The 20,621-nt window shown below is 71.6% G+C and carries 13 protein-coding genes; 7 read left to right on the forward strand and 6 right to left on the reverse strand.

Translation table 11 applies throughout. The features are described 5' to 3' along the window. From ACZ6NC_RS04695 to ACZ6NC_RS04715, 5 genes are all read right to left on the reverse strand, one after another. On the reverse strand, positions 1-606 hold a 606-nt coding region (locus ACZ6NC_RS04695), incomplete at its 3' end, for an arabinofuranosidase catalytic domain-containing protein (protein WP_465728974.1). A 310-nt stretch (positions 607-916) separates the two neighbouring features. Continuing rightward, entirely contained in the window at positions 917-3,199 is a 2,283-nt protein-coding gene (gene yicI, locus ACZ6NC_RS04700; RefSeq protein WP_465728976.1) for an alpha-xylosidase, read from the reverse strand. Continuing rightward, positions 3,196-3,951 carry a family 1 glycosylhydrolase gene (locus ACZ6NC_RS04705; protein WP_465728978.1) on the reverse strand — a complete coding sequence of 252 codons (756 nt, stop codon included), beginning with the start codon at positions 3,949-3,951 and terminating at the stop codon, positions 3,196-3,198. Before ACZ6NC_RS04705 ends, yicI begins: the two co-directional genes overlap by 4 nt. Next, positions 3,948-4,931: an acetylxylan esterase gene (locus tag ACZ6NC_RS04710; RefSeq protein WP_465728980.1), complete on the reverse strand. Its 984-nt coding sequence runs from the start codon at positions 4,929-4,931 to the stop codon at positions 3,948-3,950. Before ACZ6NC_RS04710 ends, ACZ6NC_RS04705 begins: the two co-directional genes overlap by 4 nt. A gap of 199 nt (positions 4,932-5,130) precedes the next feature. Next, positions 5,131-7,980, reverse strand: a complete 2,850-nt coding sequence (locus ACZ6NC_RS04715; protein ID WP_465728982.1) for a glycoside hydrolase family 3 C-terminal domain-containing protein — start codon at positions 7,978-7,980, stop codon at positions 5,131-5,133. Between the two features lie 247 nt (positions 7,981-8,227). Here ACZ6NC_RS04715 and ACZ6NC_RS04720 point away from each other — a divergent pair, with 247 nt between their 5' ends. Both ACZ6NC_RS04720 and ACZ6NC_RS04725 read left to right on the forward strand, forming a co-directional pair. Beyond that, the gene (locus ACZ6NC_RS04720; RefSeq protein ID WP_465728984.1) at positions 8,228-9,898 is read left to right on the forward strand and encodes an ABC transporter substrate-binding protein; all 1,671 of its coding nucleotides are present in this window, start codon (positions 8,228-8,230) and stop codon (positions 9,896-9,898) included. After that, positions 9,853-10,842 carry an ABC transporter permease gene (locus tag ACZ6NC_RS04725; RefSeq protein WP_465728986.1) on the forward strand — a complete coding sequence of 330 codons (990 nt, stop codon included), beginning with the start codon at positions 9,853-9,855 and terminating at the stop codon, positions 10,840-10,842. The genes ACZ6NC_RS04720 and ACZ6NC_RS04725 overlap by 46 nt, the downstream gene beginning before the upstream one ends. Before the next feature lie 33 nt (positions 10,843-10,875). Here ACZ6NC_RS04725 and ACZ6NC_RS04730 read toward each other — a convergent pair whose 3' ends face one another. Continuing rightward, positions 10,876-12,093 (reverse strand): RNA-guided endonuclease InsQ/TnpB family protein, encoded by a 1,218-nt coding sequence (locus ACZ6NC_RS04730; protein WP_465728988.1) that lies wholly within the window; start codon positions 12,091-12,093, stop codon positions 10,876-10,878. A gap of 151 nt (positions 12,094-12,244) precedes the next feature. Here ACZ6NC_RS04730 and ACZ6NC_RS04735 point away from each other — a divergent pair, with 151 nt between their 5' ends. The 5 genes from ACZ6NC_RS04735 (at position 12,245) to ACZ6NC_RS04755 (ending at position 20,488) form a co-directional block, all read left to right on the forward strand. Then, positions 12,245-13,219: a carbohydrate ABC transporter permease gene (locus tag ACZ6NC_RS04735; protein ID WP_465728990.1), complete on the forward strand. Its 975-nt coding sequence runs from the start codon at positions 12,245-12,247 to the stop codon at positions 13,217-13,219. 91 nt (positions 13,220-13,310) lie between these two features. Then, positions 13,311-14,339: a LacI family DNA-binding transcriptional regulator gene (locus tag ACZ6NC_RS04740; RefSeq protein WP_465728992.1), complete on the forward strand. Its 1,029-nt coding sequence runs from the start codon at positions 13,311-13,313 to the stop codon at positions 14,337-14,339. 27 nt (positions 14,340-14,366) lie between these two features. Then, the gene (locus tag ACZ6NC_RS04745; protein WP_465728994.1) at positions 14,367-16,352 is read left to right on the forward strand and encodes a beta-galactosidase; all 1,986 of its coding nucleotides are present in this window, start codon (positions 14,367-14,369) and stop codon (positions 16,350-16,352) included. Between the two features lie 40 nt (positions 16,353-16,392). Beyond that, complete coding sequence (locus tag ACZ6NC_RS04750) at positions 16,393-18,534, forward strand: glycoside hydrolase family 36 protein (protein WP_465728996.1); 2,142 nt, start codon at positions 16,393-16,395, stop codon at positions 18,532-18,534. Between the two features lie 172 nt (positions 18,535-18,706). Further along, on the forward strand, positions 18,707-20,488 hold the full coding sequence (locus tag ACZ6NC_RS04755; protein ID WP_465728998.1) for a cellulose binding domain-containing protein: 1,782 nt from the start codon (positions 18,707-18,709) through the stop codon (positions 20,486-20,488). Positions 20,489-20,621 lie beyond the last annotated feature (133 nt).

Raw genomic sequence — 20,621 nt, forward strand, 5'->3', positions numbered from 1 at the left:
GGTCTCGGCGTTGCCGTAGTCGAAGCAGCAACCGCCGTTGAAGTGCGTGCCGTCGAAGATGGCGTACATGCCCTCGGGCTGGTCGCCGGTGGCGATGCCGTTGGTGTTGTTGTTGCGGTAGCCCGTCCCGGGGGCGACGTAGACGCCGTAGGCCTTGTGCCCGCCGACGGTGACCGGCGCCTCGAAGGCGTTGGCGAGGTTGTCCGGACCGCCGGCCGCCCCGCCGCCCGGCGCCTGGGTGAGGTGGTTGCCCTTGCCGGACTGGTCGTAGATCACGGTGATGACGCAGCTGGTACCGGCGCAGAAGGAGTCCTGCGCGGCGGCGTCGGCGTATCCGCCGGCGCTCAGCAGGCCGATGTCCCTGGTCGCGTTGTCGGAGGCACGCCTGACCTGGTACAGCGGGCCGTTGTACGCGCCGTACAGGGCCCGGGTGGTGCTGTGCGCGGCGACGCACGGCGTGCCACCGGCGCGGTAGAGGTCGCACGGACCCTGGGTGGCCGCCTGCGAGGTCCCGGCCGTGGCGGTGAGCAGGCCGGCGGCAAGCACGGTGGTGGTGCCGGCCGCCAGGAACGCCCGTCGGAGGCGGTGCATCCACAGTTTGATCATGAGGAACTCCTTCACTGGGTGGGGTGTGGAGTGAGCGGTCCGGTTCGGCTCCGTCCGTCGCCACCGGACCCGGCTCGGGCTGCCGCCTGTCAGGTCCAGGGGCGGCGCCTGAGCTTTGTTAGCGCTAACAATCCCGGCCGGGAAGGGGCGCGCGTGATGACGGCACGGACACCTCCCGTGCCGCAACGGGCATCACTATGGCCAGCCGCCAGGACACCGTCAAGACATCGCGCATGGACGGACCCTCCAGGAAGGGGTCGAGGTCACGCGCCACGGCTCGGTGGCGCGTGACCTCGCGTCAGGGCCGGGCTCAGGCCGGGTAGGGCAGTTCGGCTTCCCGGGTGCCCGCGGGGCTGACGTGCAGCGCACCGTCCGGGCCGCCGATCCGCAGCTGCCAGGGGTGCGGGCTGTCGGTGGCCACCCGGATCCGGTCGCCGGTGCGGCGCACGTCGAAGCGGGCGGTCTCGCCGGGGCCGTCGCTGCGCGGGATCACCACGGTGCGCTCGGCACCGTCCGCGAAGGCGTGGACCCGCAGTTCGACGCCGTCGGCCCAGGCGGAGACCGGGCGCTGGTCGTCCGCCCCGAACGGGATGACGGAATCGGGCCGGGCGAGCAGCGGCAGGGTGTGGAAGCCGTGCCGCTCCCGCACCCAGCGCGGGCCGGTGACCTGATCGCCCGTGAGGACGTTGGTCCACGTCCCCTCGGGCACGTAGTACTCGACCGCGCCGTCCTCGGTGAAGACGGGCGCGACGAGCAGGTCGTCGCCGAGCAGGTACTGCCGGTCGAGCGTGGCGGCGGCCGGGTCGTCCGGGAACTCCAGCACCATCGCCCGCATCACCGGGACGCCGGTGGCGTGGGCCTGCTGCGCCGCGCGCTGGAGGTACGGCGCGAGCCGGTGCTTGAGCAGGGTGAACTCGCGGGTGACCTCGACCGCCTCGTCACCGAACTCCCACGGCACCCGGTACGACTTGCTGCCGTGCAGCCGGCTGTGCGAGGAGAGCAGGCCGAACTGGGTCCAGCGCTTGAAGACGGCGGGGGTCGGGGTGCCCTCGAAGCCGCCGATGTCGTGGCTCCAGAAGCCGAAGCCGGACAGGCCGAGGGACAGGCCCCCGCGCAGCGACTCCGCCATGGCGTTGAAGTGCGACTCGCAGTCCCCGCCCCAGTGCACCGGGTACTGCTGCCCGCCCGCGGTGGCGGACCGGGCGAACAGCATCGCCTCCCCCTCTCCGCGCTCCTCGCGGAGCAGCTCGAACACCGCCCGGTTGTAGAGGTGGGTGTAGAAGTTGTGCATCCGCTCGGGGTCGGAGCCGTCGTGCCACACCACGTCGGTGGGGATGCGCTCGCCGAAGTCGGTCTTGAAGCAGTCGACACCGACGTCCAGCAGGGCGCGTAGCTTGTCGGTGTACCAGGCGGTGGCGGCGGGGTTGGTGAAGTCCACCAGGGCCATGCCCGGCTGCCAGAGGTCCCACTGCCAGACGCTGCCGTCCGGGCGCCGCACCAGGTAGCCCTCCCGCATGCCCTCGGCGAACAGCTCCGACTTCTGCGCGATGTACGGGTTGATCCACAGGCAGATGCGCAGCCCCTGCTCCTTGAGCCTGGCGAGCATGCCGGCCGGGTCCGGGAAGGTGTCCGGGTCCCAGCGGAAGTCGCTCCACTGGTACCCACGCATCCAGAAGCAGTCGAAGTGGAACACGCTCAGCGGGATGCCGCGCTGGGCCATGCCGCCGACGAAGCGGTTGACGGTGGCCTCGTCGTACTCGGTGGTGAAGGAGGTGGTCAGCCACAGGCCGAGCGCCCAGGCCGGGGGCAGGGCCGGGCGACCGGTGAGCGCGGTGTAGCGCTCCAGGATCGCCTTGGGGCTCGGGCCGTGGACGACGAAGTACTCCAGCGACTGGTCCTCAACGCTGAACTGCACCTGGCCGACGGACTCGGAGCCGACCTCGTAGCTGACCTTGCCGGGGTGGTTGACGAAGACGCCGTAGCCCCGGTTGGTCAGGTGGAACGGGACGTTCTTGTAGGCCTGTTCGCTGCTGGTGCCGCCGTCCGCCTGCCAGATGTCCACCACCTGGCCGTTGCGGACGAACGGGGTGAACCGCTCCCCCAGGCCGTAGACCAGTTCGCCGACGCCCAGGGCGAGTTGTCCGAGCAGGTGGTGGCGGCCGTCGGCGTCGGTGACGAAGCCGGTGCCGCGCTCCCCCACCGTGGTCAGGACCCGCCCTCCGGCGGTGAACTCCAGCTGCCACGGCGTGGAGGTGTCCACCCGCAGCGTCAGTTCGCCGGCGCAGAGCTCCACGACGTCGCCGTCGCGGCGCACCTTCCCGGCGCCCGCCTCGGCCCCGGGCAGCGCGAACTCGGGCCCGCTGCGCACCGACCCCGCGTGGTGGGTGGTGCGCACGCCGATCACGCCCTCGGCGGGGGACCAGCACTCCACGGTCAGCAGCGGGCTGTTGAGCGTGTCACCACGGCCGCGCACGTGCTTCACGGGCGCGTAGAGGGTCATCCGGTCCTCGCCGGTGCGGACGTCGGCGACCTCGGTGGCGTAGCGCGCGGTGACGCCCGGGCGCATCAGCCAGTAGCCGTCGGTGAACTTCATCGTGCACGTTCCTCCGTCCGCGCGCGGTGCGCGGTGATCAGGCCCCGGTACCAGTGGTAGCTGTCCTTGGGCGTGCGGGTCAGGGTTGCGTAGTCGACGTGGACCAGGCCGAAGCGCTGCGCGTAGCCGCGGGCCCACTCGAAGTTGTCCAGCAGGGACCAGAGGTAGTAGCCGCGCACGTCAACCCCGGCCGCGACGGCGTCGGCGACGGCGGCGAGGTGGCCGGCCAGGTAGTCGATCCGTTCCGCGTCGTGCACCCGGCCGTCGGGGGCGACGCTGTCGGCCTCGGCGGAGCCGTTCTCGGTGATCCAGATCGGCGGGAGCCGCGGGTAGCGGGCGTGCAGCCCGGTGAGCAGCTCGGTGAACGCGGACGGGACGACCGGCCGGCCCATGGTGGTGAGCCGGGTGCCGTACGGGTTCGGTTCGCTGACGCCGATGTCCGTGGCGGTGCGCCGTTCCGGGTCGGCCTCGCGGTGCGGGGCGGCCGCGATGGTGACCGGCCGGTAGAAGTTGATGCCGACGAAGTCCAGCGGCTCGCCGATCAGTACGAGGTCGCCGGGCCGTCGCCACGGGTCGTCCGCGAGCCCCGGCCAGGTCTCGTCCTCGTGCTCGGGGTAGCGGCCGGTGAACAGCGGCTCGGTCCAGACCTCGTTGTGCAGGACCTCGGCGCGGCGCAGTGCGGCGAGGTCCTCGGACCGGCCGGAGGCGGGGTGGAGGCGGTCGAGGTTGACGCCGGAGGGCACGGTGCTCACAGCTCCGGCGCCAGCCCGCGCTCGCGCAGCCAGGCCAGCTGGACGGGCGGGTTGGAGCCGCAGCCGCCGGCGTGGTCGGCGAACGGCCACACCGTCATGGTGCGGTCCTCGCCCGCGTAGTGGTTGAAGGCGGCGTAGACCGTCCGGGGCGGGCAGACCGGGTCCATCAGGCCGACGCTGAACAGGGCCGGAGCGGTGGCCCGCTGGGCGAAGTGGACACCGTCGAAGTACGCGAGGGTGGCGAAGGTCGGCTGCACGCGCTCCCGGCTGTGCCAGCGCAGGTAGCTGACGAGCTCCTGGTACGGGCCGTCCAGAGAGGTCTGCGCGCCCTCGCGGTAGTGGCACAGGAAGGGGACGTCCGGCATCACGGCGGCCACCCGGTCCCCGCTGAGCCCGGCGACGGCGAGGGACAGGCCGCCGCCCTGGCTGCCGCCGGCCACGACGATCCGGTCGGCGTCGAGACCGGGCAGCTGCGCGACGGCGTCGACGGCGCGCACGCAGTCGGTCATCAGCCGCCGGTAGTAGTGGTTCTCGGGGGAGTCGATGCCCTTGGTCATGAAGCCCCCGACCCACTGGGTGCCGTCGCCCGTACCCCGGTCCGGGGTGTCGTGGCCCTGGCCCCGGCTGTCGACGACGAGCTGGGCGTAGCCGGCGGCGGACCAGAACAGGTGCTCGGTGGGCAGCCCGCGACCACCGCTGTACCCCTGGTAACCGACGACCACGGGCAGCGGCCCGTCCACGCCGCGCGGGCGCAGCAACCAGGCGGCCACCGGCTCGCCGTTCCAGCCGGGGAAGCGCACGTCGTCGACCTCGACGGTGCGCAGTCCGGACTGCGCGGTGACGCGTTCGGCCTTGACCGCACCGCCGTGCGAGCGGGCCTCGGCGAGGGTGCGCTGCCAGAACTCGTCGAAGTCCTGCGGGGCGATCGACTCGGGCCGGTAGCCGGCGAGTTCGTCGGCACCGAAGTCGGTGACGGGCATGGGGGATTCCTCCGGGTGCTGCGAGTTCGAGGTCACGTGGTGGGGTGTGAGCAGGGACATCCGGGCCGCCTCCGGGCGGCTGGTGACTGCGGGTCGGGGCCCGTGTGGCGGGCGGGATCGCCCGGGCGGTGAGTCGGGCTGGAACGGGTGGCGGCCCGTCTCCCCTCCGGACGGACCGCCGGTCTGTGGGGCGCCGGCGTCAGCCGGCTGCGGCGAAGCGGAAGACGGAGAGCCGGAAGTCGCCGTGCAGGGTCAGGCTCACGTCCTGCACGCCGTCGAGTGGGGCGGCGAGTTCGGCGGTGGTGCTCGTCCAGGCGTAGCGGTCGCCGGTCACGGGCACGTCGATGTCGGCCAGCAGCCGCCCGCCGGCCCGGACCTCCAGTCGGGCAGCGCCGTTCGCGTCGTCCGCGCGGGCGGTCTCGACCTCGACCCGGACCGCCCCCGTCACATCGGAGGCGCGGAACAGGAGCGCGGCGGGCTGCCGGGGGTCGGTGGGAGTGACGGCGTCGCCGTCGGCACGGGTGGCGTCGACGATGGTGATGTCCGTGTGGTCGTCGAAGTCGACGGCCCGGACGGTCCGTCCGACGACGGCGCGGGCAGCGGGCGCCGCCCCGGTCACGGTGAGCGGCGTGACGAGGACCTCGTTCTCGGCCGACCGCGCCACGACGACCTCGTAGTCGCCGGGGTCGACGGCGAAGGCGCCCGTGGCGACGTCCCAATGGGCGAACCGCTCGGCCGGCAGCCGGAACGTCAGTGCGCGGGTCTCCCCCGGCTCCAGGCGGACCTTGCGGAAGTCGGCCAGGCGCAGCCGGGGCGCCGCGTAGCGGGCGTCCAGGGCCCGGACGTAGACCTGGACGACGTCGCCACCGGATCGCCGGCCGCGGTTCTCCACGGTGACGGTGAGGTCGACCGCGCCGTCCGGGCCGATCGACGGCTGCGACAGGCGCGGGTCGCGGTAGGCGATGTCGGTGTAGGACAGCCCGTGGCCGAAGGGGTAGAGGGCGGCGCCCTGGTGGTACTGGTAGGTCCAGCCGGCCTTGATGATGTCGTAGTCGAGCGGGGCGGGCAGCGGGTCGTCGCCCCGGTACCAGGTCTGCGGCAGCCGACCGGTGGGCTCGGCCTCGCCGAGCAGCACGGCGGCCAGCGCGTGTCCTGTTTCCTGCCCGCCGTGGGAGGTCCACACCACGGCGGGCAGGTGCTCGTCGGCCCAGTCGACGGCGTAGGGGTAGCTGCTCATCACGATCAGTGCCGTCTGCGGGCGGGCTTCGGCGACGGCGCGCAGCAGGTCCTCCTGGCCCTCGGGCAGGCGGATGTCGGCGCGGTCCTCGGTCTCGCGGCCGTTGATCATCGGGTGGTTGCCGAGGACGACGACGGCGGCGTCCGCCGTCGCGGCGGCCTCGCGCGCCTCGGCGCGGCCGTCGCGCAGCAGCTCGCGCTGCCAGCGCTCGGCGGCGTCCGGCGTCTCGGCGGTGACCGTCACCCGGCCGTCGGTCGGATCCACGGCGGCGTAGCGGCCGGTGAACACGTTGCGCAGCAGCACGGTGTCCTCGCCGGCCGGTTCGAACCGGAAGGTCTCCTTGACGAACCAGGCCTTGATGACGTCCTGGTCGGCGGCCAGGCCCTCGTCGTCGTGGAGGGTCAGATAGCGGCCGGTGTCGACGGCGCGCAGGGTGGAGGCGCCGCCGCCCCAGTCGGTCACGTCGAAGGAGGTCTTGCCGAGCAGGTCACCGGTGGTGCGCGAGCGCAGGGCGATCCGGTCGCAGCCCTCCACCCGGACGATCTCGCCGCCGTGCGGGGCGAGGGCCGCGGCGAGGCCGGTGGCCAGGCCGACCCGGTACGGCATGGTGCCGCTGTACCAGTCCTCGAGGAGCACGTCGGCGAGCGGGCCGATGACGGCGATCCGCGGCGTGCGGGCGGGGTCGAGCGGCAGCAGGCCGTCGTTCTTGAGCAGGACGGCCGACTCGGTCGCGGCCTGCCGGGCCAGCGCGCGGTGCTCGGCGCAGTCGATCACCTCCGGGCCGATGGCGGCGTACGGGTCCAGCTCGGGGTCGAACTCGCCGAGACGGAAGCGCACTTCGAGCTGGCGGCGGACGGCGCGGTCCACGTCGGCTTCCTCGATCAGGCCGCGTTCCAGCGCCTCGCGCAGCCGGCCGACCACGGTCTCCGTGTCCTCGCCGCGGTCGGTGAAGCTGTCGATGCCGGCCTTGAGCGCGGCCGCGTGGGACTCGGCGTGGTCGTCGAAGTAGTGCTCCGGGTCGACCAGGTTGGAGGGGGCCTCGGCGTCGCTGACCACGAACAGCTCGTGCCCGGTCGGCCGGGCCCAGCGGCGCAGCTCCGTCTCGATCAGCGGACTCACGTGGCAGGGGCGGCCGTTGACCAGGTTGTAAGCGGCCATCGCGCCGGTCGCGGCGCCCGAGGCGATGACGGGCCGGAAGGCGGCGAGGTCGTACTCCTGGAGCACGCGCGGACGCAGGGCGGAGGAGGTGGTGCAGCGGTCGTCCTCGTTGTTGTAGGCGAGGAAGTGCTTGAGCACCGGGGCGGCCCGCAGGTAGTCCGGGCGATCGCCGGTCAGACCGCGGCAGAACGCCTCTCCGATGCGCGCGGTGTGCACCGGGTCCTCGGAGTAGCCCTCCTCGTTGCGCCCCCAGCGCGGGTCGCGCAGCAGGTTGAGCACCGGAGCCCAGGACTGCAAGGAGTTCGGCCCGCGCTCGGTGCTGCCGACGGCCGGCGGGCGGTGGTAGTGGAAGGCCCGCAGCTCGGTGGAGACCGCCTCGGAGACCCGGCGCACCAACTCCTCGTCCCAGCTGGCGCCCAGGCCGACGGCCTGCGGGAACACCGTCGCCGCACCGAGCCACGAGACGCCGTGAAGGCCCTCGCTGCCGGTGCGGAAGGGGCCGACGCCCAGTCGCGGCACCGCCGGCGCGTACTGGTGCAGCATCGCGAGCCGCTCGTCGGGCGTGAGCCGCCGGAGCAGATCGTCGACACGCTCCCGCAGGGCGAGCGTGGGATTGCGGAAGCCGGGCAGGCCGGCAGCGGACACGGAACTCACGTGGAACACCCTTCGGGCGGGCTCGGCTCGGCGACCGGATGATCGAAGCGTTTCGACGCTGGCATGCTCCGATAGGACTGTCAACTCCCCAGAGCGCAAACGATTTTGGATTTGTTCAGCCTCTTGCCCAACTGGTAACGCGTCGTTAGTCTCGCCGAAACATCCAAGCGCTTCGACGCTTCGATGCTTCGGCGCTTTGATGCTTCAACGCTTCGACGGAGAGGGCCACGCCATCATGAGATCCGGGTTGAACCGCAGGAGCTTCCTCACCACCGCCGCCACGGTCGCGGGAGCCGCCGCGATGGCACCCCTGCTGTCCGCCTGCGGCGGCGGCTCGGACAAGAAGGCCGGGGCGAACACCGGGGAGGGCCTCAAGGCCGCCCTGCCGACCTACGTGCCCAACGCCAACGCGGTCAAGCCGGACATAGCCCCCGTGCAGGGCACGGGCGACGCCGCGACCGACCCGGCCTACCTCTCCTACCCGGCCTCCCCGCCCACCAGCGTCTCCGGCGTCCCGGGCAAGGGCGGCAGCTACACGGCGATCACCCCGCTGTGGGGCACGGCCCCACCGGTCGGCAACTCCTTCTACCAGGCGATGAACAAGGCACTCGGAGTCGACCTGACCGTCAAGCCGACGGACGGGATCAACTACAACACCATCATCCCGACGATGACCGCCGCCAAGAAGCTCCCGGACTGGATCAACCTGCCGGCCTGGATGAGCAGCAACTTCAACACCGGTGGGCTGGCCGGCACCCAGCTCGCGGACCTGACCCCCTACCTGTCCGGCGACAACATCAAGAAGTACCCCAACCTGGCCGCCCTGCCCACCGGCGCCTGGCAGCACGGCGTCTGGAGCGACAGGCTCTACGGGATCCCCTGCTTCTCCACCAGCTTCGGCATCCCCGGCGCCACCTTCTACCGCCGGGACATCCTGGAGGCCCGGGGCATCACCGCCGACCAGGTGAAGTCCGCCGACGACCTGATGAACCTCGGCAAGGAACTGACCGAGGCCAAGCGGGGCGTGTGGGCCTTCGACGACGTGTGGACCTACCTCCAGTTCTCCTGGAACGTCCCCATGAACTGGCGGATCGACAACGGCAAGCTGGTCCACCCGTTCGAGACCCAGGAGTTCCTGGAGGCCATCGACTGGCACTACCGCCTGGCCACCTCGGGCTCGATGCACCCGGACGCGCTCGCCGGTGACGTCGCCAACAGCTCCACCCGCTTCTACAGCGGCAAGACGCTCATCGGGGGCGGCGGACTGGGCGCGTGGAACCTGGCCGACCACCAGTCCGGCACCGCCGCCGACCCGAACTACCGCCGCGGCGCCTTCAACGCCATCACCGCCGACGGCAAGGGCACGCCGGTGATCTACATGGGTGCCGCCGCCAGCATGATCAGCTACCTCAACGCCCGTCTGAAGCCGGAGCAGATCCAGGAACTGCTCGCCGTCGCGAACTACCTCGCCGCCCCCTACGGCACCGCGGAGTACACCATGGTCAACTTCGGTGTCGAGGGCGTCCACCACACCCGGGTGAACGGCATGCCGACCTTCACGGAGGAGGGGAAGAAGGACGTCCAGGTGACGACCTACCAGTTCCTGGCCGCTTCCGGCTCCGTGCTCAGCAACCCGGGCGGCGAGCAGATCACCAAGGACTTCGCGAGCTGGTCGGCCGCCAACGTCAAGTACCTCACCAAGCCGCCCTTCTGGGGCATGAACCTCAGCATGCCGCAGGCCATCGCCTCGGCATCGGCCGCGCAGAACGTCAACGACACCCTCAAGGACTGCTACCACGGCAAGAAGAAGGTCTCCGAGTTGCAGGACGCCATCGCCAGCTGGCGCAACGGCCCCGGGGAGCGGCTCAAGCAGTGGATGACCGACAACGTCCTCGACAAGTACGGCACCGGCCAGTGAGCACCGCGGCCCCGAAGCAGCCTGCCGGCCCCGCGCGGCTCAACTGGCGGACCAGGCTGCGGCGCGACAAGTCCCTCCTGCTGATGACGGTGCCAGCGGTCGTCCTGCTCCTGGTGTTCAACTACGTCCCGCTGTTCGGCATCGTCACCGCCTTCCAGGAGTACGACCCGCTGGTCGGGGTCTGGCACAGCGAATGGGTGGGCTTCGACCAGTTCCAGCAGTTGTTCGGCGACCCGGCCTTCTGGGCCTCGCTGCAGAACACGCTGTACCTCAGCTTCGTCCAGCTGATCCTCTTCTTCCCGGTCCCCATCGCCCTGGCTCTGCTGCTCAACTCGGTGATCAGCGAGCGGGTCCGCAACTTCTTCCAGTCCGTCGTCTACCTGCCGCACTTCTTCTCGTGGGTGCTGGCGGTCACGATCTTCCAGCAGATGCTCGGCGGCGCCGGCATGCTCAATCAGTTCCTGCGCCAGCACGACATCGGCACCTGGGACATCATGACCAACCCGCACACCTTCGCCCTGCTGGTCACCTCGCAGGCGATCTGGAAGGAGGCGGGCTGGGGCATCATCGTCTTCCTCGCTGCGCTGAGCGCGATCAACAGCGAGCTGTACGAGGCCGCGGCCGCCGACGGCGCCGGGCGGCTGCGGCGGATGTGGCACATCACGCTGCCGGGCCTGCGCGGGGTGATCGTGCTGATGCTGGTCCTGCGGCTCGGCAACGCCCTGTCCGTCGGGTTCGAGCAGTTCCTGGTCCAGCGCGACGCCGTCGGCCACGAGGCCGCGGACGTCCTGGACTCCTTCTCCTTCTACTACGGCATCGCCACCGGCGGTTACAGCTACGGCGCGGCGGCCGGGCTCTTCAAGAGCGTGGTCTCGCTGCTGCTCATCTGGGGTGCCAACAAGCTGGCGCACGCCTTCGGCGAGGACGGGCTGTACCGCAATTGACATCCTCCCCCTCGTGAACGAGGGGGATTCCCCTCAGCCTCGCGGCTGAGCCGCTGCGCGTGTGCGCTGCGGTGGGACGACTTCCTGCTTCACTGACGACTGCCCGCCCGGAGTGCTCCGTTGAGGTCTTACACCGTCTCCACAGGCTGTAACCGCCAGCCCGGCGGCCAGAATGTTGCGAGCTGCGTTGACGTCCCGGTCGTGGGCCGTCCCGCAGTCACACGTCCACTCGCGGACGTTGAGCGGCATCCTGCCGTGCAGGGTGCCGCAGGCCGAGCACAGCCCAGAGGAGGGGAACCACCGGTCAACGGTGATCATCTCGCGCCCGTACCAGTCTGCCTTGTACTCCAGCATCGACCGCATCTCGGACCAGCTCGCGTCGCTGATCGCGCGGGCCAGCTTGCGGTTCTTGAGCATGTTGCGGACCGTCAGATCCTCGATCACGACCGTTTGGTTTTCACGGACGAGTCGGGTGGTGAGCTTGTGCAGGAAGTCCCTGCGCCGGTCGGCAATCTTCGCGTGGACGCGGGCGACCTTCCTGCGGGCCTTCTCCCGGTTGGCCGAGCCCTTGGCCTTGCGGGCATGTTCCCGCTGGGCCCTGGCCAGGCGTTCCCGGTCGGCGCGCTCGTGCTTCGGATTGGTGACCTTCTCCCCGGTGGAGAGCGTCACCAGGCTGGTGATCCCGGCGTCGATGCCCACCGCCGCATGGATGGGCGCCGGCATCGACGGCCGGTCATCGCACAGAAGGGAGACGAACCACCGGCCCGCGCTGTCCTGCGACACGGTCACCGTGGACGGCGACCGCCCCTCGGGGAGCGGCCGGGACCACACGATGTCCAGAGGCTCCGTCATCTTGGCCAGCGTGAGCCGACCATCCCGGTAGCGGAACGCACTGGTGGTGTACTCGGCGGACTTGCGGGACTTCTTCTTCGACTTGAACGTCGGATACTTCGCCCGCTTCAGCCAGAAGTTGGAGAACGCCCCTTGCAGATGCCGAAGGGCCTGCTGCAACGGAACGGAGGAGACCTCGGAGAGGAACGACAGTTCCTCGGTCTTCTTCCACTCGGTCAGCATGGCCGAGGTGGCGTTGTAGTTCACCCGCTCCTGACGCATCGTCCACGCCTCGGACCGGGCGGCCAGCGCTTTGTACACGAGCCTCACGCACCCGAACGTGCGCGACAGCTCGGCCGCCTGCGCATCGGTCGGATAGAAGCGGAACTTGAAAGCCCGCTTCACGTGAGTGGTCGTCACGTATCACACGCTAACACCCATCCTTGTGACGACCTGTGGGCAGTTGGTGGACAACGGTCCGCCTTGACGGAGAATCGCCGACCCTGCCCCGCTGCGCGGGCGGCCCAATTCCTCCCCGGCCTGAAGGCCGGCGTTTCCTTGGAGGCATCCGATGACGAACGCACTCACCATGGGTTCGCGGGGCGAGAAGCGCCGCACCGCCACAGCAGCCGCCCGCCGCCGGGCCCGCTCCACCCGCCCGCCCTGGGACGAGCCGCCCACCGCCGTCGGCCAGGCCGCCAAGGGCCTTACGCTCGGCGGGACGCTCGCCGTCATCCTGGTCCCGCTCTGGATCATCGTCCTGACCAGCTTCTCCACCCCCGGTGCCATCAACCGGGCCGGCGGCCTGGTGATCTGGCCGGACGGCCTGACCACTGAGACGTACCGCCAGATGCTCGGCGATCCGACGATCGTCACCGCGCTGGGCGTGAGCCTGGGCATCACCGTGGTCGGCACCGCCGTGTCCATGGCCGTCTCCATCCTGTGTGCCTACGGCCTCTCCCGGCCCCGGTCGTTCGGGCAGCGCTTCGTCCTGCTGCTGCTGATCACCACGATGTTCGTCGGCGGCGGCCTGATCCCGAGCTTCCTGGTCGTCACCGGCCTCGGTGGCTACGGCCAGTGGTGGGCGCTGATCCTGCCGAGCGCCGTCTCCGTCTTCAACATCCTGGTGCTGCGCGCCTTCTACCAGGAGACCTCCTCCGAACTGATCGACGCGGCCCGGATGGACGGAGCCGGGCACTGGCGGATCCTGTGGTCCGTCGTGCTGCCCACCTCACGCGCCGTCACCGCCGTCACCGCGCTGTTCTACGCCGTCGGGTACTGGAACTCCTTCTTCAACGTGATGCTCTACATGCCGACGGACAGTGAGAAGTGGCCGCTCCAGTACGTGTTGCTCACCTACGTCAACCGGGCGAACGGCCTGCCCGGTTCGGTCAATTCGGGCTTCGGGAACACCAGTGTGCAAACCGCCCCGCTGTCGCTGCAGATGGCGGTCGTGGTCCTCACCCTGGTACCACTGGTGATCGTGTACCCGTTCGTGCAGAAGCACCTGCGCACCGGTGTCCTCACCGGAGCGATCAAGGGCTGAGCCGCCCGCACCGGTCCGGCGCGCCCCGGCCGGACCGGGGACCGGACCGGGAACACGCCCTCAACGGAACCGACACGAAGGAAGCAGCGCGATGGTGACACTCGCCGATGTGGCCAGGCACGCCGGCGTCTCGTCGAGCACGGTCAGCTACGCCCTCAGCGGCAAGCGCCCGATCTCCGACGAGACCAGGACCCGCATCGAACGGGCCATCACGGACCTCGGCTACCACCCCAACGCGGGCGCCCGGGCCCTGGCCGGCAAGCGCTCACACATCATCGCCCTCGTCGTGCCGCTCAACCCCGAGGTGCACGTGCCCACGATGATGGAGATCGCCATCGCCGTCACCGTCGCGGCCCGCGAACACGGCTACGACGTCCTGCTGCTCACCAACGACGAAGGCCCCGAAGGCGTCCGCCGCGTCGCCGCCACCGGACTCGCCGACGGCGTCATCCTCATGGACGTCCGCCTCGACGACGACCGCATACCGGTGCTGCGCGCCCAGGACATCCCGGCCGCCCTCATCGGCCTGCCCGACGACCCCAGCGGACTCTCCTGCGTCGACCACGACTTCGCCACCGCCGGCGCCCTGTGCGCCGACCACCTCGCCGACCTCGGACACCGCGACGTCGCCTTCATCGGCTACAGCAGCGGCGTCTACCGGCGGCACGCCGGCTACGCCGAGCGCACCCTGAACGGCTTCCGCGCCCGCGCCGAGCGGCGCGGCCTGCGATTCCTCCACCGGCCCTGCGAGGGCACGTACGAGAGCACCGCCGGCACCCTGGCCCGCATACTCGCGGACCGGCCCGACACCACGGGGTTCGTCGTGCAGAACGAGGCGGCGATCGGCCCGCTGCTCAGCCTGCTGCGCGCCAGCGGACGGACCGTCCCGGAGGACGCCTCCGTCCTCGCCATCTGCCCCGACACGATGGCCGAGCAGCACGCCCCCCGGCTCAGCTCGGTGACCGGACCGAGGAAGGACCTCGGGCAGGTCGCCGTCGACCAGGTCATGGCGAGGATCGCCGCCGCGGCCGCCGGCCGGGAGCCGGAGCACCGGCTCGTCCTGATGCCGCCGGACCTGGTGGTCCGCGAAAGCACCGCCCCGGCCCCGCGCCGCAGTTGACACCCCTACCCGAAGGACGGTTCCCCGATGGACATCCGCCGGCTCACCGACCGCCTCGGCGGTCTCGCCTACGGCGGGGACTACAACCCCGAACAGTGGGACGCCGAGGTGTGGAAGGAGGACGACGAGCTGATGCGCCGGGCGCGCGTCAACCTCGCCACCGTGGGCGTCTTCTCCTGGGCCCTGATGGAGCCCGAGGAGGGCCGTTACGACTTCGACTGGCTCGACGCCCACCTCGACCGGCTGCACGCGGCCGGCGTCGCCGTCGACCTGGCCACCCCCACCGCCTCCCCGCCGCCCTGGTTCTCCCTGGCCCACCCGGACGCCCTGCCCGTCGGCCCCGACGGCACCCGCCTGACCCACGGCAGCCGGGACACCTACTGCCTCACCTCCCCCGCCTACCGCCAGGCCGCCCGCCGCATCGCCACCGCCCTCGCCGAACGCTACGGCGACCACCCCGCACTCGCCCTGTGGCACGTCCACAACGAGTACGTCACCCTCTGTTTCTGCGACCACACCGCCGCCGCCTTCCGCGTCTGGCTGCGCACCCGCCACGGCTCCCTGGACGCCCTCAACGAAGCCTGGGGAACGGCCTTCTGGAGCCAGCACTACACCTCGTGGGAGCAGATCATCCCGCCCCGCACCAGCCAGTGGCACCACAACCCCGGCCAAGTCCTGGACTACAAGCGCTTCTGGTCCGACGAGACCCTCGCCGCCTACCGCGAGCAGCGCGACGCGATCCGCGCCCACAGCGACCGGCCGGTGACGACCAACCTCATGGTGCCCGACTACCAGAACCTGGACCTGTGGGCGTTCGGCCGCGAGGTCGACCTGGTCTCCATCGACCACTACCCCGGCGCACCCGGCGTCGACGCCGCCGCCCACGCCGCCTTCGACGCCGACCGGGCCCGTTCGTTCGCCGGCGGCGCCCCCTGGCTGCTGATGGAATCGGGCACCAACACCGTCTACGCGGGCGACCGCATCCTCCCCAAGGAGCCGGGCGACATCCTTCGCCATTCGCTCGCCCACATCGCCCGCGGCTCGGAGGGTGCCCTGTTCTTCCAGTGGCGCCAGTCCCGGGCCGGCGCCGAAACGTGGCACTCGGCGATGGTCCCGCACGCCGGGCCCGACAGCCGGACCTTCCGCGAGGTCACGGCGACCGGCGAGGCCGTCGCCCGGCTCGGCGAACTCGCCGGCTCCACCGTCCGGGCCGACGTCGCCGTGCTGCACGACTCCGACGCCTGGTGGGCGATGACCGTCGACGGCCTCCCGTCCGCCGAGCTCGGCTACCACCCCGCGCTGCGCCGCGCCCACCGGGCGCTGTGGGACGCCGGGCTGACGGTCGACTTCGCCCACCCCGAGCACGACCTGAGCCGCTACCGGGTCGTCCTCGCCCCCTCCCTGTTCCTGCTCACCGACGCGGGCGCCGAGAACCTGCGCCGCCACGTCGCCGACGGCGGCACCCTGCTCGTCCAGCACTTCGGCGGCATCGTCGACGAGCGCCTGCACGCCCGGCTCGGCGGCTACCCGGCCGCACCGCTGCGCGAGGCCCTGGGCCTCCGCGTCGAGGAGCACCGCCCGCTGCGGCAGGGCGAGGAGGTCACGCTCTCCGACGGCTCGACGGGCTCCTCCTGGAGCGAGTCCCTGCGCACCGAAGGCGCCGAGGCGCTCGCCGCCTACACCCACGGCATGCTCGCCGGCAGCCCGGCGCTCACCCGGCACGCCTTCGGCTCCGGCCACGGCTGGTACCTCTCCACCCGCCTCGACGACGCGGCCTACACCGCCCTGGTCGGCCGGCTGCTCACGGAGGCCGGGGTCGGCCCCGACCTGCCCGGCCTGCCGGCCGGCGTCGAAGCCGTCACCCGGCACGCCCCAGACGGCCGCGCCTGGCACGTCCTGATCAACCACCGCACCGAGCCCGCCCCGCTGCCGCGGCCCGGCCACGACCTGCTCACCGGCGGCACCGTGAGCCGGCTGCCCGCCGGCGGCTGCGCCGTCCTGCGCGCATTGTGAACGCTCACTAAGTCTCTCCGCCTCATCGAGGAAGGCCACCATGAGCGACCCGCACGAGACGATTCGCTGGGGCCACGACGCCCTGGAGCTGGAGATCGCCCTGGGCGAGCACGACACCCCGCGCCTGACCCGTGTCGGTGCCCCCGGCGAGAAGACCACCGCCCCCCGCCCCGCCGCACCGCTGCCGCTGGTGGAGGTGACGACCGCCGATCTCGGCCGCTACTGGTCGGGCCGGCACCTCGTCAACACGGTTCTCGGCGGGCGCCTGCGCCACCGCGCGCACCGGGCGACCCGGGGCGGCGACTGGCACGTGCTCACCGTCGAACTCCATGACCCGGAGACCGGCCTGACCGCCGAGGCGGTCTACCGCTCCCCGGCCGGCCTGCCCGTGCTGCGCAGCGAGGTGCTGCTGCGCAACGAAGGGACGACGACGCTGCACCTGGAATCGGTCGCCTCGCTCGTGGCGGGCTGCCTCACCGGGGGCGACCCGGTGGATCTGGACAACGCCGACCTGCTGTGGGCGGAGAACGAGTGGTTCGCCGAATGCCGCTGGCAGCGCCAGCCGCTGCGCGTGTCCTCGCCCGAACGGGGCGGCCGCTTCCCCACCACCTCCGGCCGCAGCACCCGCGTCGTGGCCGGACAGGGCGTGTGGTCCGGCTGCGGCCACCTGCCGATGGGCGGGCTGACGGACCGGGAGTCCGGCCGCACCTGGCTGTGGCAGATCGAGCACAACGGCGGCGGCTGGCGCTGGGAGTGCGGGGTCCGCGACGACACCGCCTACGCGGCGCTGCACGGGCCGACCGACGCCGACCACGGCTGGCGCCACCCCCTGGAGCCGGGCGCCGAGTTCCGTACCGTGCCCGTGGCGCTCGCCCTGGCCCCGAGCGGCGGCCCCGACGTCGCCTTCGCCGGCCTCACCCGTTACCGCCGCGCCACCCGCCGCCCGCACCCCGACCACCGGCGGCTGCCGGTGATCTTCAACGACTACATGAACTGCCTGATGGGCGACCCGACCACCGCGAAGCTGCTGCCCCTGGTCGACGCCGCCGCCGAGGCCGGCGCGGAGTACTTCGTCATCGACGCCGGCTGGTACGACGACGGCGGCAACTGGTGGAGCTCCGTCGGCGCCTGGGAGCCGTCGGCCTCCCGCTTCCCCGGGCCGAAGGGGATCCACGAGGTCCTGGACCGGATCCGGGAGCGGGGCATGGTCCCCGGCCTGTGGCTGGAGCCGGAGGCGGTCGGGGTGAACAGCCCGGTCTCCGGATCCCTGCCGGAAGAGGCGTTCTTCCGCCGCGACGGACGGCGCGTCGAGGAGGGCGGCGGCCGGTACCACCTGGACCTGCGGCACCCCGCCGCCCGCGCTCACCTGGACCGCGTGGTGGACCGCCTGGTCGGCGAGTGGGGCGTCGGCTACCTGAAGCTCGACCACAACACCGACCCGGGCTCCGGCACCAGCAGCCACCCGGGAGAGGCACCGGCGGCCGGCCTGCTCGGCCACAACCGGGCCCAACTCGACTGGCTCGACGGCATCCTGGACCGGCACCCGGACCTGGTGATCGAGAACTGCGCCTCCGGCGGCATGCGGATGGACCACGCCCTGCTCTCCCGGCTCCAGCTGCAGTCCACCAGCGACCAGCAGGACCTGCTGCGCTACGCGCCGATCGCGGCGTCGGCCCCCACCGCCGTCACGCCCGAGCAGGGCGCCGTCTGGGCCTACCCGCTGCCCGAGGACTCCCCCGACGAGGTCGCCCTGACCATGGCCAACGCGCTCCTCGGCCGCATCCACCTCTCCGGGCGGATCTCCGAACTCTCGCCGGAGACAAGGAACCTGGTCCGTGAAGCGGTGACCGTCCACAAGTCGATCCGCGCCGACCTGCCGCAGGCGCTGCCCGCCTGGCCGCTCGGGCTCCCGGGCTGGGAGGACCCGTGGATCGCCCTGGCCCTGCACACCCCCGCCACCACCTACCTCACCGTCTGGCGGCGCTCCGGCGAGCAGACCACCAGGGACCTCGGCCTGCCCCACCTGGCGGGCGCCGAGGTCCGCGTCGAGGTGCTCTACCCGGCGTCCAGCCAGGCCCGCGCCACCTGGCACCCGGACACCGCCGAACTCACTGTGATCCTGCCGGCGGCCCCGTCCGCCGTCCTGCTGCGCCTCACCAGGAGTCCGATCGAGAGGAGTTGACGATGCCCCAGGTGTCCGCGCGCGGCCCACCGCGCCGGCCCGCATCCGCACGGAACACGCTTCGCGTCCGGGCCCGACCCAGGCAGCCGCACCGGGCCTCTGCCGTCCAGATCGCGGGAGTTCGTTTCCCCCACTCGAACACCACGCACCCTCACCCAACTGGAAGGACGCAATGAAATCGCCAGTCCGCTCGTGTCATGAACGCCTCATAGCCGCCGCGGCGGCCCTGGCGCTCGCGGCCACCGGCGCGATCGCCGCCGTGGCGCCGCACGCCGCCGCCGCACCGCCCGCCGTCACCGCGAGCACCGTGTCGGTGTCGGTCGACGCCGCCCTGCAGCTCGCCACCGTTCCCGCCACCGGCGTCGGCGTGAACATCCCGGTCTACGACGCCGCCATGAACGCCGCCGCCACCCCGGGCCTGCTCAGCACGGCCGGCATCAACACCGTCCGCTACCCCGGCGGCAGCCACTCCGACGCCTACCACTGGCAGACCGGCACCACCGACGACGGTTCGTACGTCGCTCCGAACACCGGCTTCGACGCCTTCATGGGCACCGTGCGCGCCGCCGGAGCGCAGCCGATCATCACCGCCAACTACGGCTCGGGCACCCCCCAGGAGGCCGCCGCCTGGGTCCGGTACGCCAACGTCACCAAGGGCTACGGCATCAAGTACTGGGAGATCGGCAACGAGGTCTACGGCAACGGCGAGTACGGCGCCACGTGGGAGCACGACACCCACAGCAGCAAGAGCGCCACGACCTACGCGAACAACGTGCTCCAGTTCGTCTCGGCGATGAAGTCGGCCGACCCGAGCGTCAAGATCGGTGCCGTGCTGACCACCCCCGGCTACTGGCCGGACCGCATGGTCGGCCCGGGCGACACCATGGACTGGAACCACACCGTCCTGTCGATCGCCGGCTCGAAGATCGACTTCGCCATCGTGCACGCCTACCCCACCAGCACCAGCCCGGCCGACCTGCTCACCAAGCCGCAGGCCCAGAACGCCGGCATCACCGGCGCCGTACGCTCGCTGATCAACCAGTACGCCGGATCCAACGCCCCCAACGTCGGCATCGCGGTGACCGAGGCGAACGCCCAGGCCTACCTCGACACCTCCCCCAACGGGCTGTTCGCCCCGGACAACTACCTCACCTGGCTGGAGAACGGCGCGTTCAACGTGGACTGGTGGGACCTGCGCAACGGCACCGACTGCACGAAGGTGACCACCGTCGAGGGCGCCACCGACTACAACGACGGCGGCATGGTCTCCAGCGGCTCCCCCTGCGAGCCCGCCGCCAACACGCCCTTCCCCGCCTACTACGGCATCCAGATGATCAGCAGGCTCGGCGCGCCCGGGGACACCCTGGTCAAGGCCGCCAGCTCGTCCTCGCTGCTCACCGCGCACGCCGTCCGCCGCGCCGACGGCGACGTGGCCGTCATGCTGATCAACAAGGACCCGAACAACGACGCCACGGTGAACCTCTCCTACACCGGGTTCACCCCGTCCTCCGCCACCCCGACCGTCCACTCCTACCTCAAGAACGCCCACGGGATCGGCACGGCCCAGTCCGGCAGTCCGACCACCCAGACCGTGCCCGCCTACGGCATCACGGTCGTCCGGATGCACCCGACCAGCGCCGCCTGCCGGGTCGTCTACAACAAGAACGAGTGGCAGGGCGTCATGGTCGGCTCCGTCACCGTCGTCAACAACGGCCTGGGCCAGGTCAACGGCTGGTCCCTCGGCTTCGACTTCCCCGGCGACAACGGCATCACCGACACCTGGAACGCCTCGGTGTCGCAGAGCGGCCGGAGCGTCAACGCCGGGAACGTGTCCTACAACGCCACCGTCCCGCAGGGCGGCAGCGTCCAGTGGGGCTTCAAGGCCACCTGGTCCAGCAGTGACGCCAACCCCTCCGCCTTCCGGTTCAACGGCGCCTCCTGCGCGATCGGCTGACTCCAGATCATCACCGAGTGATGAGCCGGTGGTGGGGGGGGGGGGGGGGGGGGGGGGGGGGGGGGGGGGGGAGGAGGGGGGGGGAGGGGGGGGGGGGGGGGGGGGGGGGGGGGGGGGGGGGGGGGGGGGGGTG

This window comes from Kitasatospora sp. NPDC041988 (assembly GCF_055588525.1).